15 protein-coding genes and 1 tRNA gene are annotated in these 21,586 nt (G+C 67.0%); 2 read left to right on the top strand and 14 right to left on the bottom strand.

The window, feature by feature from the left end; translation table 11 throughout:
• From F6B43_RS02735 to polA, 4 genes are all read right to left on the bottom strand, one after another.
• Complete coding sequence (locus F6B43_RS02735; RefSeq protein WP_150447374.1) at positions 1 to 762, bottom strand: SGNH/GDSL hydrolase family protein; 762 nt, start codon at positions 760 to 762, stop codon at positions 1 to 3.
• A 33-nt stretch (positions 763 to 795) separates the two neighbouring features.
• Positions 796 to 1,833, bottom strand: a complete 1,038-nt coding sequence (locus F6B43_RS02730) for an LLM class flavin-dependent oxidoreductase (protein WP_150447373.1) — start codon at positions 1,831 to 1,833, stop codon at positions 796 to 798.
• Between the two features lie 78 nt (positions 1,834 to 1,911).
• Complete coding sequence (locus tag F6B43_RS02725) at positions 1,912 to 3,588, bottom strand: DUF885 domain-containing protein (RefSeq protein WP_150447372.1); 1,677 nt, start codon at positions 3,586 to 3,588, stop codon at positions 1,912 to 1,914.
• 320 nt (positions 3,589 to 3,908) lie between these two features.
• Entirely contained in the window at positions 3,909 to 6,572 is a 2,664-nt protein-coding gene (gene polA / locus F6B43_RS02720) for a DNA polymerase I (RefSeq protein ID WP_150447371.1), read from the bottom strand.
• A 53-nt stretch (positions 6,573 to 6,625) separates the two neighbouring features.
• Here polA and F6B43_RS02715 point away from each other — a divergent pair, with 53 nt between their 5' ends.
• Complete coding sequence (locus tag F6B43_RS02715) at positions 6,626 to 7,057, top strand: hotdog fold thioesterase (RefSeq protein WP_150447370.1); 432 nt, start codon at positions 6,626 to 6,628, stop codon at positions 7,055 to 7,057.
• A 23-nt stretch (positions 7,058 to 7,080) separates the two neighbouring features.
• Here F6B43_RS02715 and F6B43_RS02710 read toward each other — a convergent pair whose 3' ends face one another.
• Positions 7,081 to 7,701 (bottom strand): ANTAR domain-containing response regulator, encoded by a 621-nt coding sequence (locus tag F6B43_RS02710; protein WP_246159758.1) that lies wholly within the window; start codon positions 7,699 to 7,701, stop codon positions 7,081 to 7,083.
• A gap of 39 nt (positions 7,702 to 7,740) precedes the next feature.
• Here F6B43_RS02710 and F6B43_RS02705 point away from each other — a divergent pair.
• Positions 7,741 to 7,826 (top strand) — tRNA-Leu (locus tag F6B43_RS02705).
• Between the two features lie 49 nt (positions 7,827 to 7,875).
• On the opposite strand, the gene F6B43_RS02700 is transcribed toward F6B43_RS02705, so the two are convergent.
• From F6B43_RS02700 to trpC, 9 genes are all read right to left on the bottom strand, one after another.
• Positions 7,876 to 9,420: an APC family permease gene (locus tag F6B43_RS02700; protein ID WP_150447369.1), complete on the bottom strand. Its 1,545-nt coding sequence runs from the start codon at positions 9,418 to 9,420 to the stop codon at positions 7,876 to 7,878.
• A 162-nt stretch (positions 9,421 to 9,582) separates the two neighbouring features.
• The gene (locus tag F6B43_RS02695) at positions 9,583 to 9,969 is read right to left on the bottom strand and encodes an SHOCT domain-containing protein (RefSeq protein ID WP_150447368.1); all 387 of its coding nucleotides are present in this window, start codon (positions 9,967 to 9,969) and stop codon (positions 9,583 to 9,585) included.
• A 73-nt stretch (positions 9,970 to 10,042) separates the two neighbouring features.
• The gene (gene pyk, locus F6B43_RS02690) at positions 10,043 to 11,485 is read right to left on the bottom strand and encodes a pyruvate kinase (protein ID WP_150447367.1); all 1,443 of its coding nucleotides are present in this window, start codon (positions 11,483 to 11,485) and stop codon (positions 10,043 to 10,045) included.
• 63 nt (positions 11,486 to 11,548) lie between these two features.
• Positions 11,549 to 13,015 carry a glutamate synthase subunit beta gene (locus F6B43_RS02685; protein WP_150447366.1) on the bottom strand — a complete coding sequence of 489 codons (1,467 nt, stop codon included), beginning with the start codon at positions 13,013 to 13,015 and terminating at the stop codon, positions 11,549 to 11,551.
• Positions 13,008 to 17,594, bottom strand: coding sequence for a glutamate synthase large subunit (gene gltB / locus F6B43_RS02680; RefSeq protein ID WP_150447365.1), 4,587 nt, complete (start codon positions 17,592 to 17,594; stop codon positions 13,008 to 13,010). The genes F6B43_RS02685 and gltB overlap by 8 nt, the downstream gene beginning before the upstream one ends.
• Positions 17,595 to 17,690: 96 nt before the next feature.
• A complete protein-coding gene (lgt, locus tag F6B43_RS02675; RefSeq protein ID WP_150447364.1) occupies positions 17,691 to 18,710 on the bottom strand; it encodes a prolipoprotein diacylglyceryl transferase in 1,020 nt (339 codons plus the stop codon).
• Between the two features lie 10 nt (positions 18,711 to 18,720).
• A complete protein-coding gene (trpA, locus tag F6B43_RS02670) occupies positions 18,721 to 19,539 on the bottom strand; it encodes a tryptophan synthase subunit alpha (protein WP_150447363.1) in 819 nt (272 codons plus the stop codon).
• A complete protein-coding gene (gene trpB / locus F6B43_RS02665) occupies positions 19,536 to 20,813 on the bottom strand; it encodes a tryptophan synthase subunit beta (RefSeq protein ID WP_150447362.1) in 1,278 nt (425 codons plus the stop codon). Before trpB ends, trpA begins: the two co-directional genes overlap by 4 nt.
• Positions 20,810 to 21,586 carry an indole-3-glycerol phosphate synthase TrpC gene (gene trpC, locus F6B43_RS02660; protein WP_150447361.1) on the bottom strand — a complete coding sequence of 259 codons (777 nt, stop codon included), beginning with the start codon at positions 21,584 to 21,586 and terminating at the stop codon, positions 20,810 to 20,812. The genes trpB and trpC overlap by 4 nt, the downstream gene beginning before the upstream one ends.

The raw sequence follows: 21,586 nt of genomic DNA, 5'->3' as shown, positions 1-21,586 counted from the left end.
TCAGGCCGTCGGCGTCAGTTCGACCCACTCCGCGTACTTCGGTTCTCGTCCGTCACCGGAAGAGGTTCCCGTGAGGCGCCGGCGAACCCACGGGCCGAGGTGATCACGGTAATACGTGCGCGCATCCGGCCGCACCGCCTCCGGGAGTTCGGGAAGCGACCACCACTCCGCGGGCGGCTCCAGTCCGAGGGCGGAGAGCACCCGCGCCGCGACCCGGTGGTGGCCGCGCGAGTTCATGTGCAGCCGATCTTCCGACCAGTACGTCGGGGTCGAGAGCTCGCGATCGGGCCAGTTGAGCGCACGGATGACATCAGATCGATCCGCGACGCGCGCCACGACCGCCTCCGAGAGGAGATCGCCGCGGCGCTGGATGAGCGGCGAGAGCGGGAGCTGCGCGGACGGATTCGCGCCGGAGAGGAGGAGGAGGGTGACGCCTTCTTCGTCACAACGCCGGAGCACTCGGCTGAATGCGTCAGCGATATGCGCGATGGACGTGCGCGGACGAAGCATGTCGTTGCCGCCGCCGTTGAAGGACAGATGGGTCGGCTTCAGCGCAAGGGCCGGCTCGAGCTGCTGCTGCACGATCGGCCAGGCGAGCTTGCCGCGGATCGCGAGATTGGCGTATTCGATCGGCTCACGCGAGGCGTCGGCCCACCCCTGCGCCGCGATGTCTGCCCAGCCGCGCACGCGACCGTCCGGGAGGTCGTCGCCGACGCCCTCGGTGAAGGAGTCGCCGATCGCGACGAATCTGACGGAGGCCACGACTCCAGCCTACGTTCCGTCAGAGCGCGACACTCACGCGAGCAGGTCGTGCACGATCGGAGCGACCTTCGTGCCGTACAGCTCGATCGATCGCATCATCTTCTCGTGCGAGAGGGTGCCGGTCGAGAACTTCATGTCGAACCGGGCCACACCCAAGGTCTGCACGGTCGCGGCGATCTTGCGAGCCACCGTCTCGGGCGAACCCACGTAGAGGGCACCCTCCGGGCCGACATCGTGCTGGAACCGCATCCGGCTGTACGGGGGCCAGCCGCGCTCGCGCCCGATCGTGTTGTTCATCGACTCGAAGCCCTCATAGGCCTCGTCCCACGCCTGCTGATCGGTCTCGGCGATGTGGCCGGGCGAATGAACGCCCACGGGCAGGGTCTCGCGCCCGAACGAATCGAGAGAGCGGTGGTACAGGTCGACGAAAGGGCGGAAGCGATCGGCGGGGCCGCCGATGATCGCGAGCATCAGCCCGTAGCCGTATCGTGCGGCCCGTACCACCGACTCCGGGGATCCGCCCACACCGATCCACGCCTTCAGTCCGTTCGCGGTCTTGGGGAACACGTCTGCGGCGTCGAGTGCGGCGCGGGTGGTGCCCTGCCACGTGACGGGCTTCTCCGTCATCAGCTGGTGGAACAGATCGAGTTTCTCCTCGAACAGCACCTCGTAGTCGCGCAGGTCGTACCCGAAGAGGGGGAAGGACTCGATGAACGATCCGCGCCCCAGGATGACCTCGGCTCGCCCATTCGATACGGCGTCGAGGGTCGCGAAGCGCTCGTACACCCGAACCGGATCGTCGGACGAGAGGACCGTCACCGCGGTACCCAGGTGGATGCTCTCGGTGCGCGCCGCGGCCGCCGCCAGCACGATCTCCGGGCTCGAGATGGCGAACTCGCGCCGGTGGTGCTCCCCCACCCCGAAGAACGCCAGTCCGACCTCGTCGGCGAGTACCGCTTGATCGACGACATTGCGGATCGTCTCCGCTCCGCTCACGAATTCGCCGTTCTGGTCGCGGGTGATGTCGCCGAACGTGTCGAGTCCGAGATCGACGGTGGTGGGTGCGGTCATGTCAGGCATCCTTTTCATTCATACGCATGTAAACGCAGGATGCTGTCCATCATTCCCTGCGCACGGCCCGCCCGACGATCAGCTCTCGAGCAGGGCTTCGCGCAGCGTGTCCAGGCCCACTCCCCCCATGTCGAGGGCGCGCTTGTGGAAGTCCTTGATGTCGAACGCGTCGCCGCGCGCGGCCTTGTAGTCGTCTCGCGCCTGCTCCCAGATGCGCTGGCCGACCTTGTACGACGGCGCCTGTCCCGGCCATCCGAGGTAACGGTTCACCTCGAACTTCACGAACTCGGGGGGCATGTTCACATTCCGCATCATGAACTCCAGCGCGTACTCGGCGTCCCACGTTCCCGTGCCGTCGAGGCGGGGCTTTTCGAGGTGAACGCCGATGTCCAGCACCACGCGGGCGGCGCGCATACGCTGGCCATCGAGCATCCCGAGGCGGTCTGCCGGATCGTCGAGGAAACCGAGATCCTCCATCAGTCTCTCGGCGTACAGCGCCCACCCCTCCGCGTGGCCCGACGTGCCGGCCAGAAGACGACGCCACGTGTTCAGCTCGGCCCGGTTGTACACCGCCTGCGCGATCTGCAGGTGATGGCCTGGGACGCCCTCGTGGTAGACCGTCGTCAGCTCGCGCCACGTGTCGAACGTGTCGACGCCCTCCGGAACAGACCACCACATGCGCCCAGGGCGTGAGAAGTCGTCGGTGGGACCGGTGTAGTAGATCCCGCCCTCGTTCGTCGGCGCGATCATGCATTCGAGCTTGCGGATGGGTTCGGGGATGTCGAAGTGGGTCTTACCGAGCTCCTCGATCGCGCTGTCGCTGGTGACCTGCATCCACTTCTGCAGTTCGTCCGTGCCGTGGAGCTTGCGGCTGGCGTCCTCCTCGAGGAAGGCGATGGCCTCTTCGACCGATGCGCCCTCGAGGATCTCGTTCGCGATCGCCTCCTGCTCGGCCACCATGCGCGCGAGCTCCTGCACGCCCCATTCGTACGTCTCATCGAGGTCGATCGTGGCACCGAGGAAGCGCTGCGACTGCAGGGCGTAGAGCTCGCGCCCGACAGCATCCTTGTCCCCTGCGACCGGTGCAAGCTCTCCGGTGAGGAAGCTCGCGAGGCCGTCATACGCGACGCGGGCCGCGTTGGCATTGTCGGCGAGCTCGCGGGCGAGGGATGCCGGCAACTGCCCCTCCTCAGGGCTCGCGTCGCTGGCGAAGGAGGCGAAGAATCCGGTGTCGGCGGTGTATCGCGCGATCTGGGTCACCACCTCGGTCACCTGCCGGCGGGCCGGAACGATGCCGCGGGCGATGCCCTCGCGAAGAGTGGCGATGTAGCCGTCGATCGCCGCGGGCAGTGCCTTCAAGCGTTTGGCGATCACGCTCCAGTCGTCGGTGGTCGCGGTCGGCATGAGGTCGAAGACCGCACGGATGTCTTGCGCGGGCGAGGCGATCACGTTCAGGTCGCGCAGGTGCCAGCCCGACGCGTGCAGCTCGAGGTCGAGGCGCAGATCGCGGCTGAGGTCGGCCTTGGTGATGCGGTCGATCTCATCGACGGGCTCCGCCGCCTCGAGAGCGTCGAGAGTCTGGCGCGCAGCCGCGGCGAGCCGGTCCATTCCGGCCGGCGAGTAGTCGCCGTAGCGGTCATTGAATTCGGACCGGCCGATGTAGGTGGCGACGGTCGGCAGAAGCTCGGCGAGAGTGTCGACCCAGGCGTCGGCGATCGTGTCGACCTGCGTCGGGGTGCGGGGTGATTCGGTCATGCCCCGAGCCTAGGCATGCCTTGCGGCCGTGACAAACGTTCCCGCAGGCCTCCATCGTGTCGCAGTATTCAGACGTCGGATCACGGTGAATACCAATGTATTGTGTTGCCCCAGTCGGACGCGCAAAAACCTGGTCATTCCCGGCCGGGATCCTCTGTCGCTGACTTATCGGAGACCTCTCATGACCCAGAACACCAAGACCCTCTCAGGCTTCTACGTCGCGATCGGCGTCGTGCCCTGACCGTGATGCTCTTGTCACCCGCGGGAGTGCGTGTGGGCGAGACCCACACAGTTCAGCTGTCTGGGTCGGCGTTTCAGCCCTAGTGCCCGGCTTCGTTCCAGTCCGCGCCGCGCCCGATCTGCACGTCCAGCGGCACGGACAGGGTGGCGGCATCGGCCATCCGTGAGCGAACCACCTCTTCCGCCGCATCCCACTCCCCCGGGGCGACCTCGACGACGAGTTCGTCGTGGATCTGCAGCAGCACCCTCGACCGCATGTCGCGGGTGGTGAACTCGTCATGAATGTGGAACAGCGCGATCTTCATGATGTCGGCCGCGCTGCCCTGGATGGGTGCGTTCAGGGCAGCCCGCTCCGCGTTCTCGCGCAGCACCCGGTTCGGGCTGGTGAGATCGGGGAACGGACGCCGCCGACCGAAGATCGTCTCCGTGTAGCCGTCGATGCGGGCCTGCTCGACCGACGACCGGAGATAGTCGCGGACCGCGCCGAACCGCGCGAAGTACTCGGTCATCAGCAGCTTGGCCTCAGCCTGCTCGATGCGCAGCTGCTTGGACAAGCCGAACGCGGAGAGACCGTACACCAGGCCGTACGACATCGCCTTGACCTTCGTGCGCATGGCCGGCGTGACGTCCTGCGGGTCGACGCCGAACACGCGCGCCCCGACGAAGCGGTGCGTGTCTTCGCCGGAATTGAACGCCTCGACGAGCCCCGGGTCTTCGGACAGATGGGCCATGATGCGCATCTCGATCTGCGAGTAGTCGGCCGTGAGCAGCGTCTCGTACCCTGACCCGACCTCGAACGCCGCGCGGATGCGGCCGCTCTCGTCGGTGCGCACGGGGATGTTCTGCAGATTGGGGTCGGTGCTCGACAGCCGCCCCGTCTGGCTGCCGGTCTGCACGTACGTGGTGTGCACCCTGCCGTCGCCGCCGTTCGCCGTGCTCTGGATGGCACTGTCGAGCGACTCGATGATCTGCCGGAGCTTCGTCGCCTCTCGATGCTGCAGCAGCAGGTCGAGGAACGGATGCGGGTTGGTCTCTTGCAGATCGGCGAGCACCGCAGCATCCGTCGAATAGCCCGTCTTGGTCTTGCGGGTCTTCGGAAGGTTGAGCTCTTCGAAGAGCACCTCCTGCAGCTGCTTGGGCGACCCGAGATTGACCTCGCGACCGATCGCCGCATATGCCTCTTGTGCGAGCGCGTCGGCGCGGGCGCCGAGCACGCCGGAGAACTCGGTGAGCTTGTCGTGCGAGACGGCCACGCCGGCCAGCTCCATATCGGCGAGAGCGCGCAGAGTGGGCAGCTCGATAGCGGTGAGCACGGTGCCGACCCTGTCGGGGAGCTCGGCGCGCTGAGCCTCTGCGACGCGCAGCGAGAACCAGGAGAGCTGACCTGCCGTCGCCCCCTCGGTCTCCGGCACGAGCTGCGTCGGGTCGGCGACCGGCAGCTTCTCATCGAGGTAGCGATCGACGAGGTCGGCGAGGTTCTTGTCGGGGAAGCTCGGCCGGATCAGCCAGCCCGCCAGCACCGTGTCGAAGGCGAGCCCGCCGAGCGATACTCCGGCACGGCGCAGCGCCTTCACCTGCGACTTCGCATCGCTGAACACCTTCGGGGCGTCGGACGCCAGCCAGTCGGCGATGGCGGAGACGGCTTCGGGCGTCCACGACGACTCGACGACCGTATTCTTGGCTCCCTCGATCGCGAAGCCGATGCGTGACGGCAGTCCTCCTTCGACCTGGATCGTCACTCCGACCTCGCCCTCTGCGCCCGCGAGCCACTCCCTCAGCGCGTCGGGTGTGAGCTCGACGGGCGCGGGCATCGGAACGGCGGCCGCAGAAGAGACAGCGGCCATCTGCTGCTCGATGCCGGCGAGCTCGGCGACCCGCGGGATCAGGGTCTTGAACTCGAGCCGGGCGAAGATGTCGCGCACCGCCTGGGCATCCATCGGCTGCACTTCGAGATCTGCGACGGTGACGGGCAGCTCGACGTCGCGCAGCAGGCGGTTCAGCGAGCGGTTGCGCCGGACGCCGTCGATGTTGTCGCGCAGGTTGCCGCCGACGACCCCGGTCACCTTGTCGGCGTTCTCGAGAAGCGCGTCGAGCGACCCGAACTGGCCGAGCCACTTCACCGCCGTCTTCTCCCCCACCTTGGGTACGCCGGGGAGGTTGTCACTGGTCTCGCCGACGAGCGCGGCGATGTCGGGGTACTGCTCGGGGGGCACACCGTACCGATCGATCACGGCCTGCCTGTCGTAGCGCTTGAGCTGCGACACCCCCTGCACGTTCGGATAGAGCAGCGTGATGTCGTCGTCGACGAGCTGGATGGTGTCGCGGTCACCGGAACAGACCAGCACGGTGAAGCCGGCGGCGGCCCCCTGGGTGGCGAGAGTGGCGAGGATGTCGTCCGCTTCGACCTCTTCCTTCTGCAGCACCGTGATGCTCATGGCGGCGAGGCAGTCTTGCAGGATCGGGATCTGACCCTTGAATTCGGAGGGGCTCTCGGAGCGGTTCGCCTTGTACTCGGGGTACACGTCCGTTCGGAAGGACTTCCGTGAGGTGTCGAAGGCGACAGCCATATGCGTGGGCTTCTCGGCCTTGATGAGATTGATGAGCATCGCCAGGAATCCGTAGATGCCGTTGGTGTGCTGACCGTCCTTCGTGGAGAAGTTCTCGACCGGAAGGGCGAAGAACGCACGGTAGGCCAGCGAATGGCCGTCGACGACGAGGAGGGTAGGCTTTGCGGAGTCCGTCACCTTGTCAGCCTAGCCAGGGCATGGGACACCTCAGACGTATCCCTTGGAGTGCGATGACCCTCGTTCCCGACCCCGGCATGAATCCGATGGAATGGGCCGCCCAGCGCGGAGTGGGTGCACTCGCGGAGAAGATGGGCTTCGAGTACCAGGAATTCTCGATCGAGCGGTGCGTCGCCACGATGCCCGTCGAGGGCAACACCCAACCGGTCGGCCTCATGCACGGCGGAGCGTACGTGGTGCTGGGCGAGTCGCTCGGGTCGATGGCGGCGAACCTGCACGCCGGACCGGGCAGGCTCGCGGTCGGTGTCGACATCAACGCCACGCACACCCGCTCCGCGACGTCCGGCATCGTCACCGGCGTCTGCACCCCGATCCACCTGGGCCGCAGCATGACGGTGCACGAGATCGTCGTGACCGACGATCAAGGCAGGCGCTGCTCGACGATCCGGATCACGAACATGATCAAGGATCTGCCCGCGAGCTGAGCGGGCCGCCGGCATCCCCCGGATCAGGCCTTCTTCGGAGCCAGCTGCTCGATGATCGCCTTCGCGACATCCTGCATCGTGAGCCGGCGGTCCATCGAGGCCTTCTGGATCCAGCGGAACGCCTCGGGCTCGGTGAGCCCCATCTTCTCGTTGAGCAGGCCCTTTGCGCGGTCGACGAGCTTGCGGGTCTCGAAGCGCTCCACCATGTCGGCGACCTCGGCCTCGAGAGTGATGATCTGGTCGTAGCGCGCCAGGGCGATCTCGATCGCGGGGAGCAGGTCGTTCGGGGTGAACGGCTTGACGACATAGGCCAGGGCGCCGGCTTCGCTCGCGCGCTCGACGAGCTCTTTCTGGCTGAAGGCCGTCAACAGGACGACCGGAGCGATGTGGTTCTTGCTGAGCTTCTCTGCCGCGCTGATGCCGTCCAGCTGGGGCATCTTGACGTCCATGATCACGAGGTCGGGCCGCAGCTCGGTGGCCAGTTGCACCGCCGTCTCGCCGTCGCCCGCTTCGCCGACGACGTCGAACCCGTTGTCGCGGAGGATCTCGACGATGTCGAGGCGGATGAGCGACTCGTCCTCGGCGACGACGACGCGTCGAGGGGCGGAGGTTACGGGCTCGGCCGCGATTTCGGGATCAGTCACGATTGAATCCTACGGTATCGTCGTTCGCGAGCGTTCCTGGCCGGTGTGGCGGAATGGCAGACGCGACCGACTCAAAATCGGTTGCCCGTGAGGGCATGTGGGTTCGAGTCCCACCACCGGTACCACCGGGTGACGGGATGCCTCGGCCCGAGGCATCCCGTCACCTTCGCCGGCTCAGTCTCTGATCTGGGGTATCGCCGTCGTATTCGGGTCGGGCAGACTCTCGACCTGCTCGGGCGATCGCAGATCGATGGCGGCAGGCGCCTTCTTGTCGAGTTCGGGCGGCACCTCCAGCGGACGGCGCGAGTAGTACGTCTTGGCCTTGGGGTAGAAGACGAGCAGCGGCACGACCCCGAGAACGATCAGCCCGATCCCGAGCCAGTTCACGAGCGGATCGTTGCCGGGGATCGAGACGAAGAAGGCCCACCCCATGAAGACCGCACCCGAGGCCGGCCACAGGCCGATGAGGATGAAGTTCTTCACCGACTGGAACAGCACGCGGCGGTACGCGACCACGACCGCGACTCCGGCGAGCGTGTAGTAGAACGCGATCTGCAGGCCGATGGATGAGATCGCATTGCTCATGATGTCGCCCACGCTGCCGAGGAAGTTCGAGCCGACGAAGAGCACGAGCGAGATGCCGAGGATGACGAGTGTGGCGAACGTCGGGGTCTTCCACCGCGGGCTCACCCGTCCGAATGCCGACGGGATCGTGTGATCGCGACCCATGGCGAACAGCGTCCGGGTGACCTGGATGAGCGTCGTCTCGAGCGTCGCGATCGTCGACAGGGCGACGGCGATGATGAGGATCTTGCCACCGATACCCGGCCAGATGACATCGCCGAGCACCGAGAGGATGTTGGCGCTGTTGGCCTCGATGTCGTCGGCAGGGAGCATGATGAGCGTCGCGATCGTGAAGACCTCGAACAGCACGAACACGATGCCGACTCCGATGAGACCGGCCGCACCTGCGGACTTATGGCCGTCCGTCGTCTCTTCGTTGAGGTTCGAGCTGACATCCCACCCCCAGTAGTAGAACGCTGCGATCAGCGCGGCTGCCACGAAGATGCCCTGACCGGTGAGGTGGGAGAACCCGAGCCAGTCCCAGGAGAAGTCGGGGCCTGCATGGGTGGTGGTGGCGGCGCGGAACAGTGCGAGGCCCGCGAAGACGAAGAGGATGCCGACCTCGATGATCGACATGATCCACTGCGCCCGCGCGGTGACGTGCACGCCGAAGTAGACGCACGCGGCCATGATGACGAACCAGATGGCGCCGACTCCGGTGATGAGCGGAACGTTCTCGGCCTGAGTGGGGTCGAACAGCGACACCGTCATGGCCCCCGCGGGAAGCGCGCCTGCGACCATGAAGATCGTCGCCGAGATGACCAGCGCCCATCCCGACAGGAATCCGAGCGCGGGCGTGAGCGCGCGGGCGACCCACGAGTAGGCGGCTCCCGCATTGACGTCCGCTCGTCCGAGATACATGAACGCCCAGGCGATGCCGAGCATCGGGATGCCGCACCACAGGAGTGCGGCCGGTGCTCCCAGCCCTGCCACGGCGACGAGAGTAGCTGTCGTCGCGGCGATGGAGTAGGCAGGCGCGCTTCCCGCGACCGCCATGACGATGGAACCGGCGGCGCTCACGCCGTTGGACTGCAGAGCGTGCGGCGAGGTCTCTCCCCGGGCTTCGGGTGCCTGTGGAGAGTTGATGTGAGACATGATTCCTCCTGATCAGCGTCACCTCTGAGGATGGCGGCTGGCTGGAAACTACACCCGATGTGTATCGATCATGTGTCGCGACGCATCCTGCGTGCATTCACGTGGTTCAGGATGAAGAGCACGGTGATCAGGATCGCGGATGCGGGAACCGCATCCGCCTGGTCAGGCGCCGAAATACTTATTGCCCAGAGCCTTGCTCTTCAGAGCCTCGAATTCGCCGGAAGAGATGGCACCGGCATCCAGAAGCTCCTTCGCCTTGGCGATGTCACCGGTCGGGTCGCTGGAGGCCTTCGGCGTGTAGTCGTCGGACTCGGCGACCACGCCCCGATGCGCCCGTGAACGTTGCGCCATGCCTTTGCCCCGGGCGATCAGGTACACCAGGGCCGTGAGGAAGGGTACGAACACGAGGAACACGATCCACAGCGCCTTGAGTCCGCCGTTGAGCTTCTCGTCGCGGAACAGATCGATGATGATCAGGATCACCACGTAGATGTACGCGACGAAGTAGAAGCTCCAGAGCAGGAACCAGAAGAAATCCCAGAAGTTCATGGCTTGTCCCCTCAACGTCGAACGGTCGCGCTCAGCATAGCGAGCGCGACCGTTCGACGTATCGACAGCAGGACTATTCGCGATAGATCGGCGCCTTGCCGTGTACGGCGTCGCCGATCTTGTGAATGCGGATGTCGTTGGTGGAGCCGATGATTCCGGGAGGGGATCCGGAGATCACCACCACCTTGTCGCCGACCTTCGCGAGGTCGTTGGCGAGGAAATAGTCATCGACCTGGATGAACATGCGGTCGGTGTGCGCAACGTGCTCGACGAGGGTCGACTTCACTCCCCACGTCAGCGCCATCCGCCGCCGGATCGCCGGGTCGGGAGTGAACCCGACCATCGGGATCCTGGGACGCAGTCGCGACATGCGACGGGCGGTGTCGCCCGACTCGGTGAAGATGCAGAGGAACTTCGCCTCGACGAACTCGGCGACCTCGAGCGCGGCGAGGGTGATCGCACCGCCCTGCGTACGGGGCTTCGTGGTCAGCGGGGCGATGCGCTCGAGTCCGTGGTCTTCGGTGGAGGCGACGATGCGGGCCATGGTCTCGACGACGATGACGGGATAGTCGCCCACGCTCGTCTCGCCGGACAGCATGACCGCGTCGGCGCCGTCGAGCACGGCGTTCGCGACGTCGCTGGTCTCGGCACGGGTCGGCACGGGGCTGTTGATCATGGATTCGAGCATCTGCGTGGCCACGATGACGGGCTTGGCCATGCGGCGGCACAGCTCGACCGCGCGCTTCTGCACGATCGGGACCGCCTCCAGAGGCAGCTCGACGCCGAGATCACCGCGGGCGACCATGATGCCGTCGAACGCATCGATGATCTCTTCCAGGTTCTCCACCGCCTGCGGCTTCTCGATCTTGGCGATGACCGGGATGTGCCGGCCCTCCTCGGCCATGATCACGTGGACCCGCTGGACGTCCTTCGCGCTGCGCACGAACGACAGAGCGATCAGGTCGGCGCCGATCTGCAGGCCCCAGCGCAGGTCGGCCTCGTCCTTCTCGGACAGGGCGGGGACGTTGACGGCGACGCCCGGCAGGTTGATGCCCTTGTTGTTCGACACGGTGCCGGCGACGATGACCTTGGTCGTCACGACCGGCCCCTCGACCTCGACGACCTCGACGCGCACCTTGCCATCATCGATCAGGAGGAAGTCGCCGGGGTTGACGTCGGCGGGCAGACCCTTGAAGGTCGTGGAGACGATCTCTTTCGTGCCGGGGATGTCTTCGGTCGTGATCTTGAAGATGTCACCGATGGCGAGATCGTGCGGCCCGTCGGCGAACTTGCCGAGACGGATCTTCGGCCCCTGCAGGTCGACCAGGACCGCGACCGGACGGCCGGCGTCGTCCGCCGCCTTCCGGACGTTGGCGAAATTCGCCTCGTGCACGCTGTAGTCGCCGTGGCTGAGGTTCAGGCGGGCCACGTCGACGCCGGCGTCGATGATGGCGCGAACCATCTCGTACGACGACGTGGCGGGACCCAGGGTGGCGACGATCTTGGCGCGTCTCATCCGTTGTTACTCCGGGGGGTTGATGGTGATGGCTTCGTAGGCGAGGGGAAGACCCCGGCAAGCCTACGCGGGCTGCAGACCGATCGCGATGTCGGTCGGGTGAACAGGTACCGGCAGAGTGGTCTCGCCCATGAGGTATTCGTCGACGCGGGCCGCCGCTGCACGTCCCTCGGCGATGGCCCACACGATGAGCGACTGGCCGCGACCCGCGTCGCCCGCCACGAAGACCCCAGGCGCCGTGGCCTGGTAGGAGTCGTCGCGTGCGACATTGCCCCGTTCGGTGAACTGCGCACCGAGCTGGTCGTGCACGTGAGCTTGCTCGGGACCGGTGAAGCCCATGGCGATGAGCACGAGATCGGCGGGGATGTCGCGCTCCGTGCCGCTCTTGGGCACGCGACGGCCGCCCACGAACTCCGTCTCGGCCACTCGAAGCGCGCGGACTTCGCCCGCATCGTTGCCGAGGAACTCCACCGTGGAGGCGAGGTAGGCGCGCTCGCCGCCCTCTTCATGCGCGGAGGACACCTCGAACAGCGTCGGGGTCATGGGCCAGGGCTGACTCGCGGGGCGCTCGCCCGGAGGCTGCTTGCCGATGGCGAGGTTGGTCACGCTGAGGGCTCCCTGGCGGTGCGCGGTGCCGATGCAGTCCGCACCGGTGTCACCGCCACCGATCACGACGACGTGCTTGCCCTCGGCGCTGATCTGATGCGGCACACGGTCGCCCGCGGTCGCCTTGTTGGATTCGACGAGGTACTCCATCGCGAAATGCACGCCGGCGAGGTCACGACCGGGGATGGGCAGTTCGCGCGGCACGGTCGCACCGGTGGCGATCACGACAGCGTCGTAGCGCTTGCGCAGGTCGGCCCACGTGATGTCGACGCCGATCTCGACGCCCGCCCGGAAGCGGGTTCCCTCGTCGCGCATCTGACGCAACCGCGTCTCAAGGTGGCGCTTCTCCATCTTGAAGTCGGGGATGCCGTAGCGCAGGAGCCCGCCGATGCGGTCGTCGCGCTCGAACACCGCGACCGTATGGCCGGCCCGCGTCAGCTGCTGAGCGGCCGCGAGGCCCGCGGGGCCTGAACCGACGACAGCCACGGTCTTGCCGGTCAGGCGCCCGGGGGGCTCGGCCTCCACCCATCCGTTGGCGAACGCCTCGTCGATGATCGAGACCTCGACCTGCTTGATCGTCACGGCCGGCTGATTGATGCCGAGCACGCAGGCGCTCTCGCACGGGGCGGGGCAGAGGCGCCCGGTGAACTCCGGGAAGTTGTTGGTCGCGTGGAGCCGCTCGATCGCAGAGCGGCCCTCGCCGCGCCACGTGAGGTCGTTCCACTCCGGGATCAGGTTGCCCAGCGGGCAACCCTTGTGACAGAACGGGATGCCGCAGTCCATGCAGCGACCGGCCTGTCTGCGCAGGACCGCGGAGTCTCCGGGCTCATAGACCTCTTTCCAGTCCATGATGCGCACGGGCACGGGCCGCCGCGGGGGCAGCTCTCGCTCCGTGACCTTCATGAAGCCTTTGGGATCAGCCACCTGTCACCTCCAGGATGCGTGTCCAGACGACGTCTCCGTCCGGGTCGAGGCCTTCGGCGACAGCATCCTGTCTGGTCTGCAGCACCGCGGCGTAGTCCCTCGGGAGAACGCGGACGAAGTTGTCGATCTCGTTCTCGAAATCGGCCAGGAGGGCCGCAGCGAGTTCGGAGTCGGTCTCGGCGACGTGCAGCTTGAGCAGGTCGCGGAGGATCTCGGCGTCTCCGGAACCCAGTGGCCCGATCGACAGCTCGCCGGAGCTGAGGGCCTCCCGGTTCACGAGGGCGCGGTCGAGGCGATACACGTAAGCCGTACCGCCGGACATGCCCGCACCGAGGTTCCGGCCGGTTGCTCCGAGGATGACGGCGAGGCCTCCGGTCATGTACTCGAGGGCGTGATCTCCCACGCCCTCCACGACGGCAGTCGCGCCCGAGTTGCGTACGAAGAAGCGCTCGCCCACGACGCCCCGCAAGAACATGGTGCCCTGCGTCGCGCCGTAGCCGATGACGTTGCCCGCGATCACGTTCTGGGATGCGTCGAATGTTGCACCGCGCGGTGGCCGCACGACGATCTGCCCACCCGAGAGGCCCTTGCCGACATAGTCGTTGGAGTCGCCCTCGAGGCGGAGGGTGATCCCGGCGGGCATGAATGCACCGAAGGACTGCCCGGCCGAGCCGGTCAGGTTCACCACGATCGACCCGGACTCGAGCCCGTTCTCGCCGTGCGCCAGCGTCACCTTGTTGCCGAGCATGGTGCCGACCGCGCGCTCCGTGTTGCGGATCGGAAGGTCGATCGTGATGTGACCGCCGTGCGCGATCACGTCCTGCGCGCGTTCGATCAGCTGTACGTCGAAGTGCGTGTCGAGCTCGTGGAGCTGGCCGCGAAGATTCCGACGCGGCTCGTCCTCGGCGAACTCAGGACCCTCCAGGATCGGCGCGAGGTCGAGCCCCTGTGTCTTCCAGTGCTCCACGGCACCGTTCACGTCGAGCAGTTCATGATGCCCGATCGCCTCGTCGAGACTGCGGAACCCGAGCTCTGCGAGGTACTCGCGCACCTCTTGCGCGATGAACTCCATGAAGTTCACGACGAACTCGGGCTTGCCCGAGAACCGTGCGCGCAGCGCGGGGTTCTGCGTCGCGACGCCGACAGGGCAGGTGTCGAGGTGGCAGACCCGCATCATGATGCAGCCGGAGACGACCAGCGGCGCGGTGGCGAAGCCGAACTCCTCCGCGCCGAGCAGCGCGCCGATGATGACGTCACGCCCGGTCTTGAGCTGTCCGTCGACCTGCACGACCACCCGATCGCGCATGCCGTTGAGCATCAGGGTCTGCTGGGTTTCGGCCAGGCCCAGCTCCCACGGGGTACCGGCGTGCTTGAGCGAATTGAGCGGGCTGGCGCCCGTCCCGCCGTCATGTCCGGAGACGAGGATCACGTCGGACAGCGCCTTGGCGACACCGGCCGCGACCGCTCCGATGCCGGACTGGCTGACGAGCTTCGTGTGCACCCGTGCCTCGGGGTTGGCGCGCTTCAGGTCGAAGATGAGCTGCTTGAGGTCTTCGATCGAGTAGATGTCGTGGTGCGGCGGCGGCGAGATGAGCCCGACGCCAGCGGTCGCGTGACGCGTGCGCGCCACCCACGGATACACCTTCGTCGGCGGCAGCTGACCGCCCTCACCGGGTTTGGCGCCCTGAGCGAGCTTGATCTGGATGTCTTCGGACTTGGTGAGGTAGAGGCTCGTCACGCCGAACCGACCCGACGCGACCTGCTTGATCGCGCTCCGGCGCCGCGGGTCCAGGAGCCGGTCGACGTCTTCGCCGCCCTCCCCCGTGTTCGACTTCGCGCCGATCGAGTTCATCGCGATCGCGAGGGTCTCGTGTGCTTCCTTCGAGATGGAGCCGTAGCTCATCGCGCCGGTGGAGAAGCGCTTGACGATCGCCGACACCGGCTCGACGTCGTCGATCGGCACGGGCGGCCGAACGCCGCTCTTGAGGCCGAACAGCCCGCGCAGCGTCTTGAGCTCGTTCGCCTGATCGTCCACGAGCTTGGTGTACTCGCGGAAGATGTCGTACCGCCGCTCACGCGTGGCGTGCTGCAGCCGGAACACCGTGTCGGGATTGAACAGGTGCGGCGAGCCGTCGCGGCGCCACTGATACTCGCCACCGGTCCAGAGCCGCTCGTGGGCGCGGGCTGCGGCATCCTCCGGGTAGGCGAAGGAATGTCGCGCCGCGTTCTCGGCGGCGATGACGTCGATGCCGATGCCACCGAGCTTGCTCTCCGTGCCGGTGAAGTAGGCGGAGATGAACTCCTCGGAGAGTCCGACAGCCTCGAACACCTGAGCGCCGGCGTAGGACGACACCGTCGAGATGCCCATCTTCGACATGATCTTCAGCACACCCTTGCCGAGCGCGTAGATCAGGTTCTTGACCGCCTTCTCGGGGGTCACGCCGGTGATGTAGCCCGCGCGCACGAGGTATTCGACGGTCTCCATCGCGAGATACGGGTTGACGGCGGATGCTCCGTACCCGATGAGCGTCGCGACGTGGTGCACTTCGCGCACGTCCCCCGCCTCCACGACGAGTCCCACCTTCATGCGCGTCTCGTTGCGGATCAGGTGGTGGTGGACGGCGGCGAGCATCAGCAGCGAGGGAATCGGGGCGAGGTCCTTGTTGGAATCGCGGTCGGACAGCACGATGAGCTCTGCGCCGTCCTCGATCGCCTGGTCGACCTCCGTGCACATCTGCGCGATGCGCTTCTGCATGCCCTTGTGGCCGGCCTCGACCCGATACAGTCCCCGCACGGTCACCGAGCTGCGTCCGGGCACGGCGGTGTCGATGTGCTGGATCTTCGCGAGCTCGTCGTTGTTGATGACGGGGAAATCGAGCGTGATCGTGCGCGCGTGCTCGGGGCCCCAGGTGAGGAGGTTGCGCTCAGGCCCGAGCCCCAGCGACAGCGACGTGACCACCTCTTCGCGGATCGAGTCCAACGGCGGGTTGGTCACCTGCGCGAACTGCTGCGTGAAGTAGTCGAACAGCAGTCGCGGTCGCTCGCTCAGCACGGCGACGGGAGTGTCGCTGCCCATGGCACCGAGGGGCTCTGCTCCGTTCTGACCCATCGGGGTCAGGAGGATGCGGACCTCCTCTTCGGTGTAGCCGAATGTGCGCTGCCGCCGCGTGATCGACGCGATCGGGTGAACGATGTGCTCGCGCTCGGGCAGCTCCGACAGACGGACGCGCCCGCGGTCGAGCCATTCCTGCCACGGTTCGAGTTCGGCCAGCTGCTGCTTGATCTCATCCTCTTCGACGATCCGCTGCGCGGCGGTGTCGACGAGGAACATCCGTCCGGGGCGGAGGCGCCCGCGGCGCTTGATGCGCGAGGGCTCGAAGTCCAGCACGCCCGTCTCGCTGCCGATGACGACGAGTCCGTCGGTCGTCTCGGTCCAGCGGCCAGGACGCAGGCCGTTGCGGTCGAGCGTCGCACCGACGAGGGTGCCGTCGGTGAAGATGAGGGCCGCCGGACCGTCCCACGGCTCCATCTGCATCGAGTGGAAATCGTAGAACGCCCGCAGCTTCGGGTCGATGTCGGTCTGCTTCTCGTACGCCTCGGGAACCATCATCATGATGGCGTGCGGCAGGCTGCGGCCGGTGAGGGTCAGCAGCTCGAGAACCTCGTCGAACGAGGCGGAGTCGCTCGCGCCGTCTGTGCAGATCGGCAGCAGCGGACGGATGTCGCCGATCAGCTCCGATTCGAGCTGCGACTGCCGGGCGCGCATCCAGTTGCGGTTGCCGTTGACCGTGTTGATCTCACCGTTGTGAGCCAGCATGCGCAGCGGCTGGGCGAGAGGCCACGAAGGGAACGTGTTGGTGGAGTAGCGGGAGTGGACGACCGCGAGCTCGGACTCGAAGCGCTCGTCCTGGAGGTCCGGGTAGAAGGGCTCGAGCTGGAGCGTCGTGACCATGCCCTTGTACCCGAGCGTCCGCGACGACAGCGACACGAAATAGGCGCCCAGTTCCGTGCGGGAGCGCTTGCGCAGCCGGTAGGCGCGCCGATCCAGGGCGATGCCCGAGAGCGCGGGGGCATCCCCCACCGCGGGGCGCGACACGAACAGCTGCTCGAACGCCGGCCGCGCGTTGTACGCGAGCCTGCCGAGGTTGTCGGGCGCCGTGGGAACCGTGCGCCATCCGTGGACGATGAGGCCCTCGGATGCCGCGAGCTTCTCGATCCCGCTCTTCTGCGCGTCGCGCTCCTCCGCGTCCAGCGGAAGGAAGATCATCCCCGCTGCGTACTCGCCGACCGGAGGCAGCTCGAAGTCGACGACGGCGCGCAGGAATGCGTCGGGCATCTGCGTGAGGATTCCCGCGCCGTCGCCGGTTCCGGCATCCGACCCGATCGCCCCACGGTGCTCGAGGTTGCGCAGCGCGGTGAGCGCGAGCTCGATGATGTCGTGGCCGGGCTCGCCGCGGAGCGTGGCGACCATCGCCAGCCCACAGGCGTCCTTCTCGAACGCGGGGTTGTACATCCCCTGCCGTGCAGGGAACGCGCCGAAGCCGGGGCTGTCGGCGCTGTGACGGGGGCTCGAAGCCATACCTACCGTCCTCACATTGATGCTGAGATGGGACGACGTCGGCCCTGTATGAGTGCAACCGCCGTGCTGGCGGAGGAGCTGGGTGAGAATGTCTCGCTAGGAGAGGGTCTTCTCACCCGAGGGGCCGGTGCTTGTGGCGGTCGCCCCGCTGGTGGCGGAAGTGAGCTCTTCGGATGCGGGCGGTGGGCTCACGTCGACGAAGGCGATGCTGTCCTCGGAGTCTACCGCGCCTTTCGGATGCCACTCGCGGCCCGCCACATAGGGCGAGGCCTCGAAGCCGGGGTGCCGGCGCTTCTGGACGAAGAAGATCACGAAGCCGACGATGACGGCGGCGATCGCGGCCCACACGTTCGTGCGGAGGCCGAAGTAGATCTCACTCGGGTCGATGCGGATCGACTCCCATACGATGCGTCCCGCTCCATACCAGATGAGGTAGATCGCGAACGTGCGACCCCACTGCAAGCGGAATCTGCGGCCCGCCCAGATGATCACGGCGGCGCCGAGGAGGTTCCAGATGACCTCGTAGAGGAATGTCGGGTGAAAGAGCGTGCCCGGTGCAAGGCCCGCGGGGAAAGCGGGGTTGTTGCTGTCGATCTCGAGTCCCCACGGGAGGTCGGTCGGCAGGCCGAAAAGCTCTTGATTGAACCAGTTGCCGAAGCGTCCGAGCGCCTGGGCGATGATCAAACCTGGCGCCAAAGCGTCGGCGAATGTCCAGAATCGGATGCCCGTCCACCGGCAGCCGAGCCACGCGCCGACGGCACCGCCGATTAGGGCGCCGAAGATCGCGATTCCGCCCTCCCAGATGGCCCACACCGAGCCAGGCTGGAATGGATTCCAGGGGTTGGACCCCGCGCCGAAGTAGAAGCCAGGGTGGGTCACAACGTGAAAGATGCGCGCCCCGATGATCCCGAGAGGGACTGCGATGAGGGCGATGTCGATGACCACCCATGGCTCCGCGCCGCGGCGAGAGAGGCGCGAGTTCGTTAGCAGGACCGCCACGATGATGCCCGCAATGATGCACAGCGCGTAGAACCGAATCGGAATCCCCGCGATGAAGAACTCATTGACGGGCGGGCTGGGGATGCTGGCGACGACACCCAGGGCGGTGGAAAGCATGAGTGCGAGTCTAACCGTGGGGCCGGGCCGACTTCGTGCCCGCGGCGAGCGAACGCGCCTCGGCTGCGAGCCCGTCGAGCCCGCCGTCGCGGAGCGCTCGGACGAGGGCGGTCCCGACGATCGCGCCGTCGGCGTAGTCGAGTACACCCGTGACCTGTTCGGCGGTGGAGATGCCGATGCCGACGCACGCGTGCTCGGCACCGTGCGCGCGGAGGCGTGCGACGAGCGTGCGTGCCGCGGCATCCAGCTCGGCACGCTCACCGGTGATCCCCATGGTCGAAACGGTGTAGACGAAGCCGGTCGAGCTGTTCACCACGAGCTCGAGCCGCTCGTCGGTCGATGTCGGCGCCGCCAGGAAGATGCGGTCAAGTCCCGTCCGACGGCTCGCCGCAATCCACTCCCCCGCGGCCTCGGGCGTGATGTCGGGTGTGATCAGTCCCGCACCGCCCGCCGCGAGCAGATCGTCGGCGTAGCGGTCGACGCCGTACTGCACGACGGGGTTCCAGTAGGTCATGACGAGTACGGGGATGTCTATGCGACGCGTGATCTCGCGCACCGCCGGGAACAGGTCCCGCAAACGGAATCCGTTCGCCAGAGCAGCCTGCGTGGCCTCCTGGATCACCTTGCCGTCCATCACCGGATCCGAGTAGGGCGGCCCGAGCTCGAGGATGTCGGCGCCGCTCTCGGCGAGCAGCACCGCCGCGTCGATACTCGTCTGCAGGTCGGGGAAGCCGATCGGCAGGTAGCCGATGAACGCGCCGCGCCCCTCGGCGTGCGCGGCGTCGATCGCCGCCGCTACGCGAGAGGACGCCGCTCCCTGAGGCGTCACAGCTCGGTTCCTTCGCCCTTGGCGCCGTCAGCGGGCGCGGCACCGTCGGCCGGCACAGGTCCACCTTCGAGCGCGACGTTCGCGTCGTACAGCTCGAAGTACCGGGCTGCGGTGTCCATGTCTTTGTCGCCGCGACCCGAGAGGCAGATGGCGAGGATCGCGTCCGGCCCGAGCTCGCGCCCGATGCGCAGCGCCCCTGCCAGCGCGTGCGCCGACTCGATCGCCGGAATGATGCCCTCGGTCTGCGACAGGAGGCGCAGTGCCTGCATCGCCTCGTCGTCGGTCGCGGGGATGTACTGCGCGCGCCCGATCGACGCCAGCCAGGAATGCTCCGGTCCGACGCCCGGGTAGTCGAGCCCGGCCGAGATCGAGTGGGATTCGACGGTCTGACCGTCTTCGTCCTGCAGGACGAACGTTCGCGCGCCATGCAGGATGCCGGGGCGGCCGCGCTCGATCGACGCCGCGTGCTTCTCGGTGTCGACACCGTCTCCGGCGGCTTCGACCCCGTAGAGCTTGACGTCGGCGTCGTCGAGGAATGCGTCGAACATGCCGATCGCGTTCGACCCGCCGCCGACGCACGCGAGGACCGCGTCGGGCAGCCGCCCGATCTCGTCGAGAAGTTGCGCGCGCGCTTCTTCGCCGATGATCTTCTGGAAGTCGCGCACCATCGCGGGGAACGGGTGGGGCCCCGCAGCAGTCCCGAAGATGTAGTTGGTCGTGTCGACGCTGGCGACCCAGTCGCGGTACGCCTCGTTGATCGCGTCCTTGAGGGTGCGCGAGCCGGTCGTGACCGGGACGACCTCGGCGCCGAGCAGCCGCATGCGCGCCACGTTCAGCGCCTGACGTTCGGTGTCGACCTCACCCATGTAGATCGTGCAGTCGAAGCCGAACAGCGCTGCCGCTGTCGCTGTCGCGACGCCGTGCTGACCCGCGCCGGTCTCGGCGATGACTCTCGTCTTTCCCAGTCGCTGGGTGAGGAGGGCTTGGCCGAGGACGTTGTTGATCTTGTGCGAACCGGTGTGATTCAGGTCTTCGCGCTTGAGGAACACACGCGCACCACCGGCGTGCGCGGCGAACCGCGGCACCTCGGTGAGCGTGGAAGGTCGACCGGCGTAGGTGCGCAGCAGGCGGGCGAACTCGGCCTGGAACGCCGGATCGACGATCGCCGATTCGTACACCGCGGTGAGCTCGTCGATTGCGGCGATGAGCGATTCGGGCATGTAGCGGCCGCCGAAATCGCCGAAGAACGGCCCTGGAGCCTCGCGCAGGCTCATGATCCGGCCTCGAGGAACGCGTGAAGGGTGGAGACGGGGTCCCGGGTGACGAGCGCCTCGCCCACGAGCACGACGTCGGCGCCTGCTGCGCGGTAGTGCGCGACGTCGGCGGGAGCGAGCACGGCGGACTCGGCGATCTTGATCGCGCTCGACGGGATCCGCTCTGCGAGCGAGCCGAACAGATCGCGGTCGAGCTCGAACGTCGAGAGGTTGCGCGCATTCACTCCGATCAGCTCTGCGCCGATGTCGGTCGCGCGCTCGATCTCGTCAGCGGAGTGCGTCTCTACCAGCGCGGTCATGCCGAGCTCACGCGTGAGCGCATGCAGTTCGACGAGGTCGCGCTGTTCGAGAGCCGCGACGATGAGGAGAACGAGATCGGCACCCGCCGCGCGGGCTTCGAGCACCTGGTAGGGGGTGGCGATGAAGTCCTTGCGCAGCACCGGGAGCGAGACGGCTGCGTGGACGGCCTCGAGGTCGGCGAGGGTGCCCTTGAAGCGCCGGCCCTCGGTCAGCACCGAGATGGCGGATGCGCCCCCCTCCTCGTAGAGACGGGCTTGATGGGCGGGATCGGGAATCTCGGCGAGGTCACCGCGCGACGGACTCGCACGCTTGACCTCGGCGATGATCCGAACCCGGTCGGACGGGGCGAGGGCTGCCACAGCATCGCGCGCAGGCGGCTGCGCGAGAGCGATCCGCTCCACGACCTCGAGAGGTCGGGCGGACTCGCGGATCTCGGCATCCTCCACCGCGCCGGCCGTCAGGTCGGCGAGCAC

This window comes from Microbacterium rhizomatis (genome assembly GCF_008710745.1).
Lineage (GTDB): Bacteria > Actinomycetota > Actinomycetes > Actinomycetales > Microbacteriaceae > Microbacterium > Microbacterium rhizomatis.
The sequence above is the reverse complement of the archived record's forward strand: the minus strand, read 5'-3'. Positions and strand labels throughout refer to the sequence as shown.

Coding starts and splice junctions, on each gene's coding strand:
- F6B43_RS02730 (WP_150447373.1), bottom strand. CDS start 1,833: ATGACCGCACCCACCACCGTCGATCTCGGACTCGACACGTTCGGCGAC.
- F6B43_RS02725 (WP_150447372.1), bottom strand. CDS start 3,588: ATGACCGAATCACCCCGCACCCCGACGCAGGTCGACACGATCGCCGAC.
- F6B43_RS02715 (WP_150447370.1), top strand. CDS start 6,626: ATGACCCTCGTTCCCGACCCCGGCATGAATCCGATGGAATGGGCCGCC.
- F6B43_RS02700 (WP_150447369.1), bottom strand. CDS start 9,420: ATGTCTCACATCAACTCTCCACAGGCACCCGAAGCCCGGGGAGAGACC.
- F6B43_RS02695 (WP_150447368.1), bottom strand. CDS start 9,969: ATGAACTTCTGGGATTTCTTCTGGTTCCTGCTCTGGAGCTTCTACTTC.
- pyk (WP_150447367.1), bottom strand. CDS start 11,485: ATGAGACGCGCCAAGATCGTCGCCACCCTGGGTCCCGCCACGTCGTCG.
- gltB (WP_150447365.1), bottom strand. CDS start 17,594: ATGGCTTCGAGCCCCCGTCACAGCGCCGACAGCCCCGGCTTCGGCGCG.
- lgt (WP_150447364.1), bottom strand. CDS start 18,710: ATGCTTTCCACCGCCCTGGGTGTCGTCGCCAGCATCCCCAGCCCGCCC.
- trpB (WP_150447362.1), bottom strand. CDS start 20,813: ATGAGCCTGCGCGAGGCTCCAGGGCCGTTCTTCGGCGATTTCGGCGGC.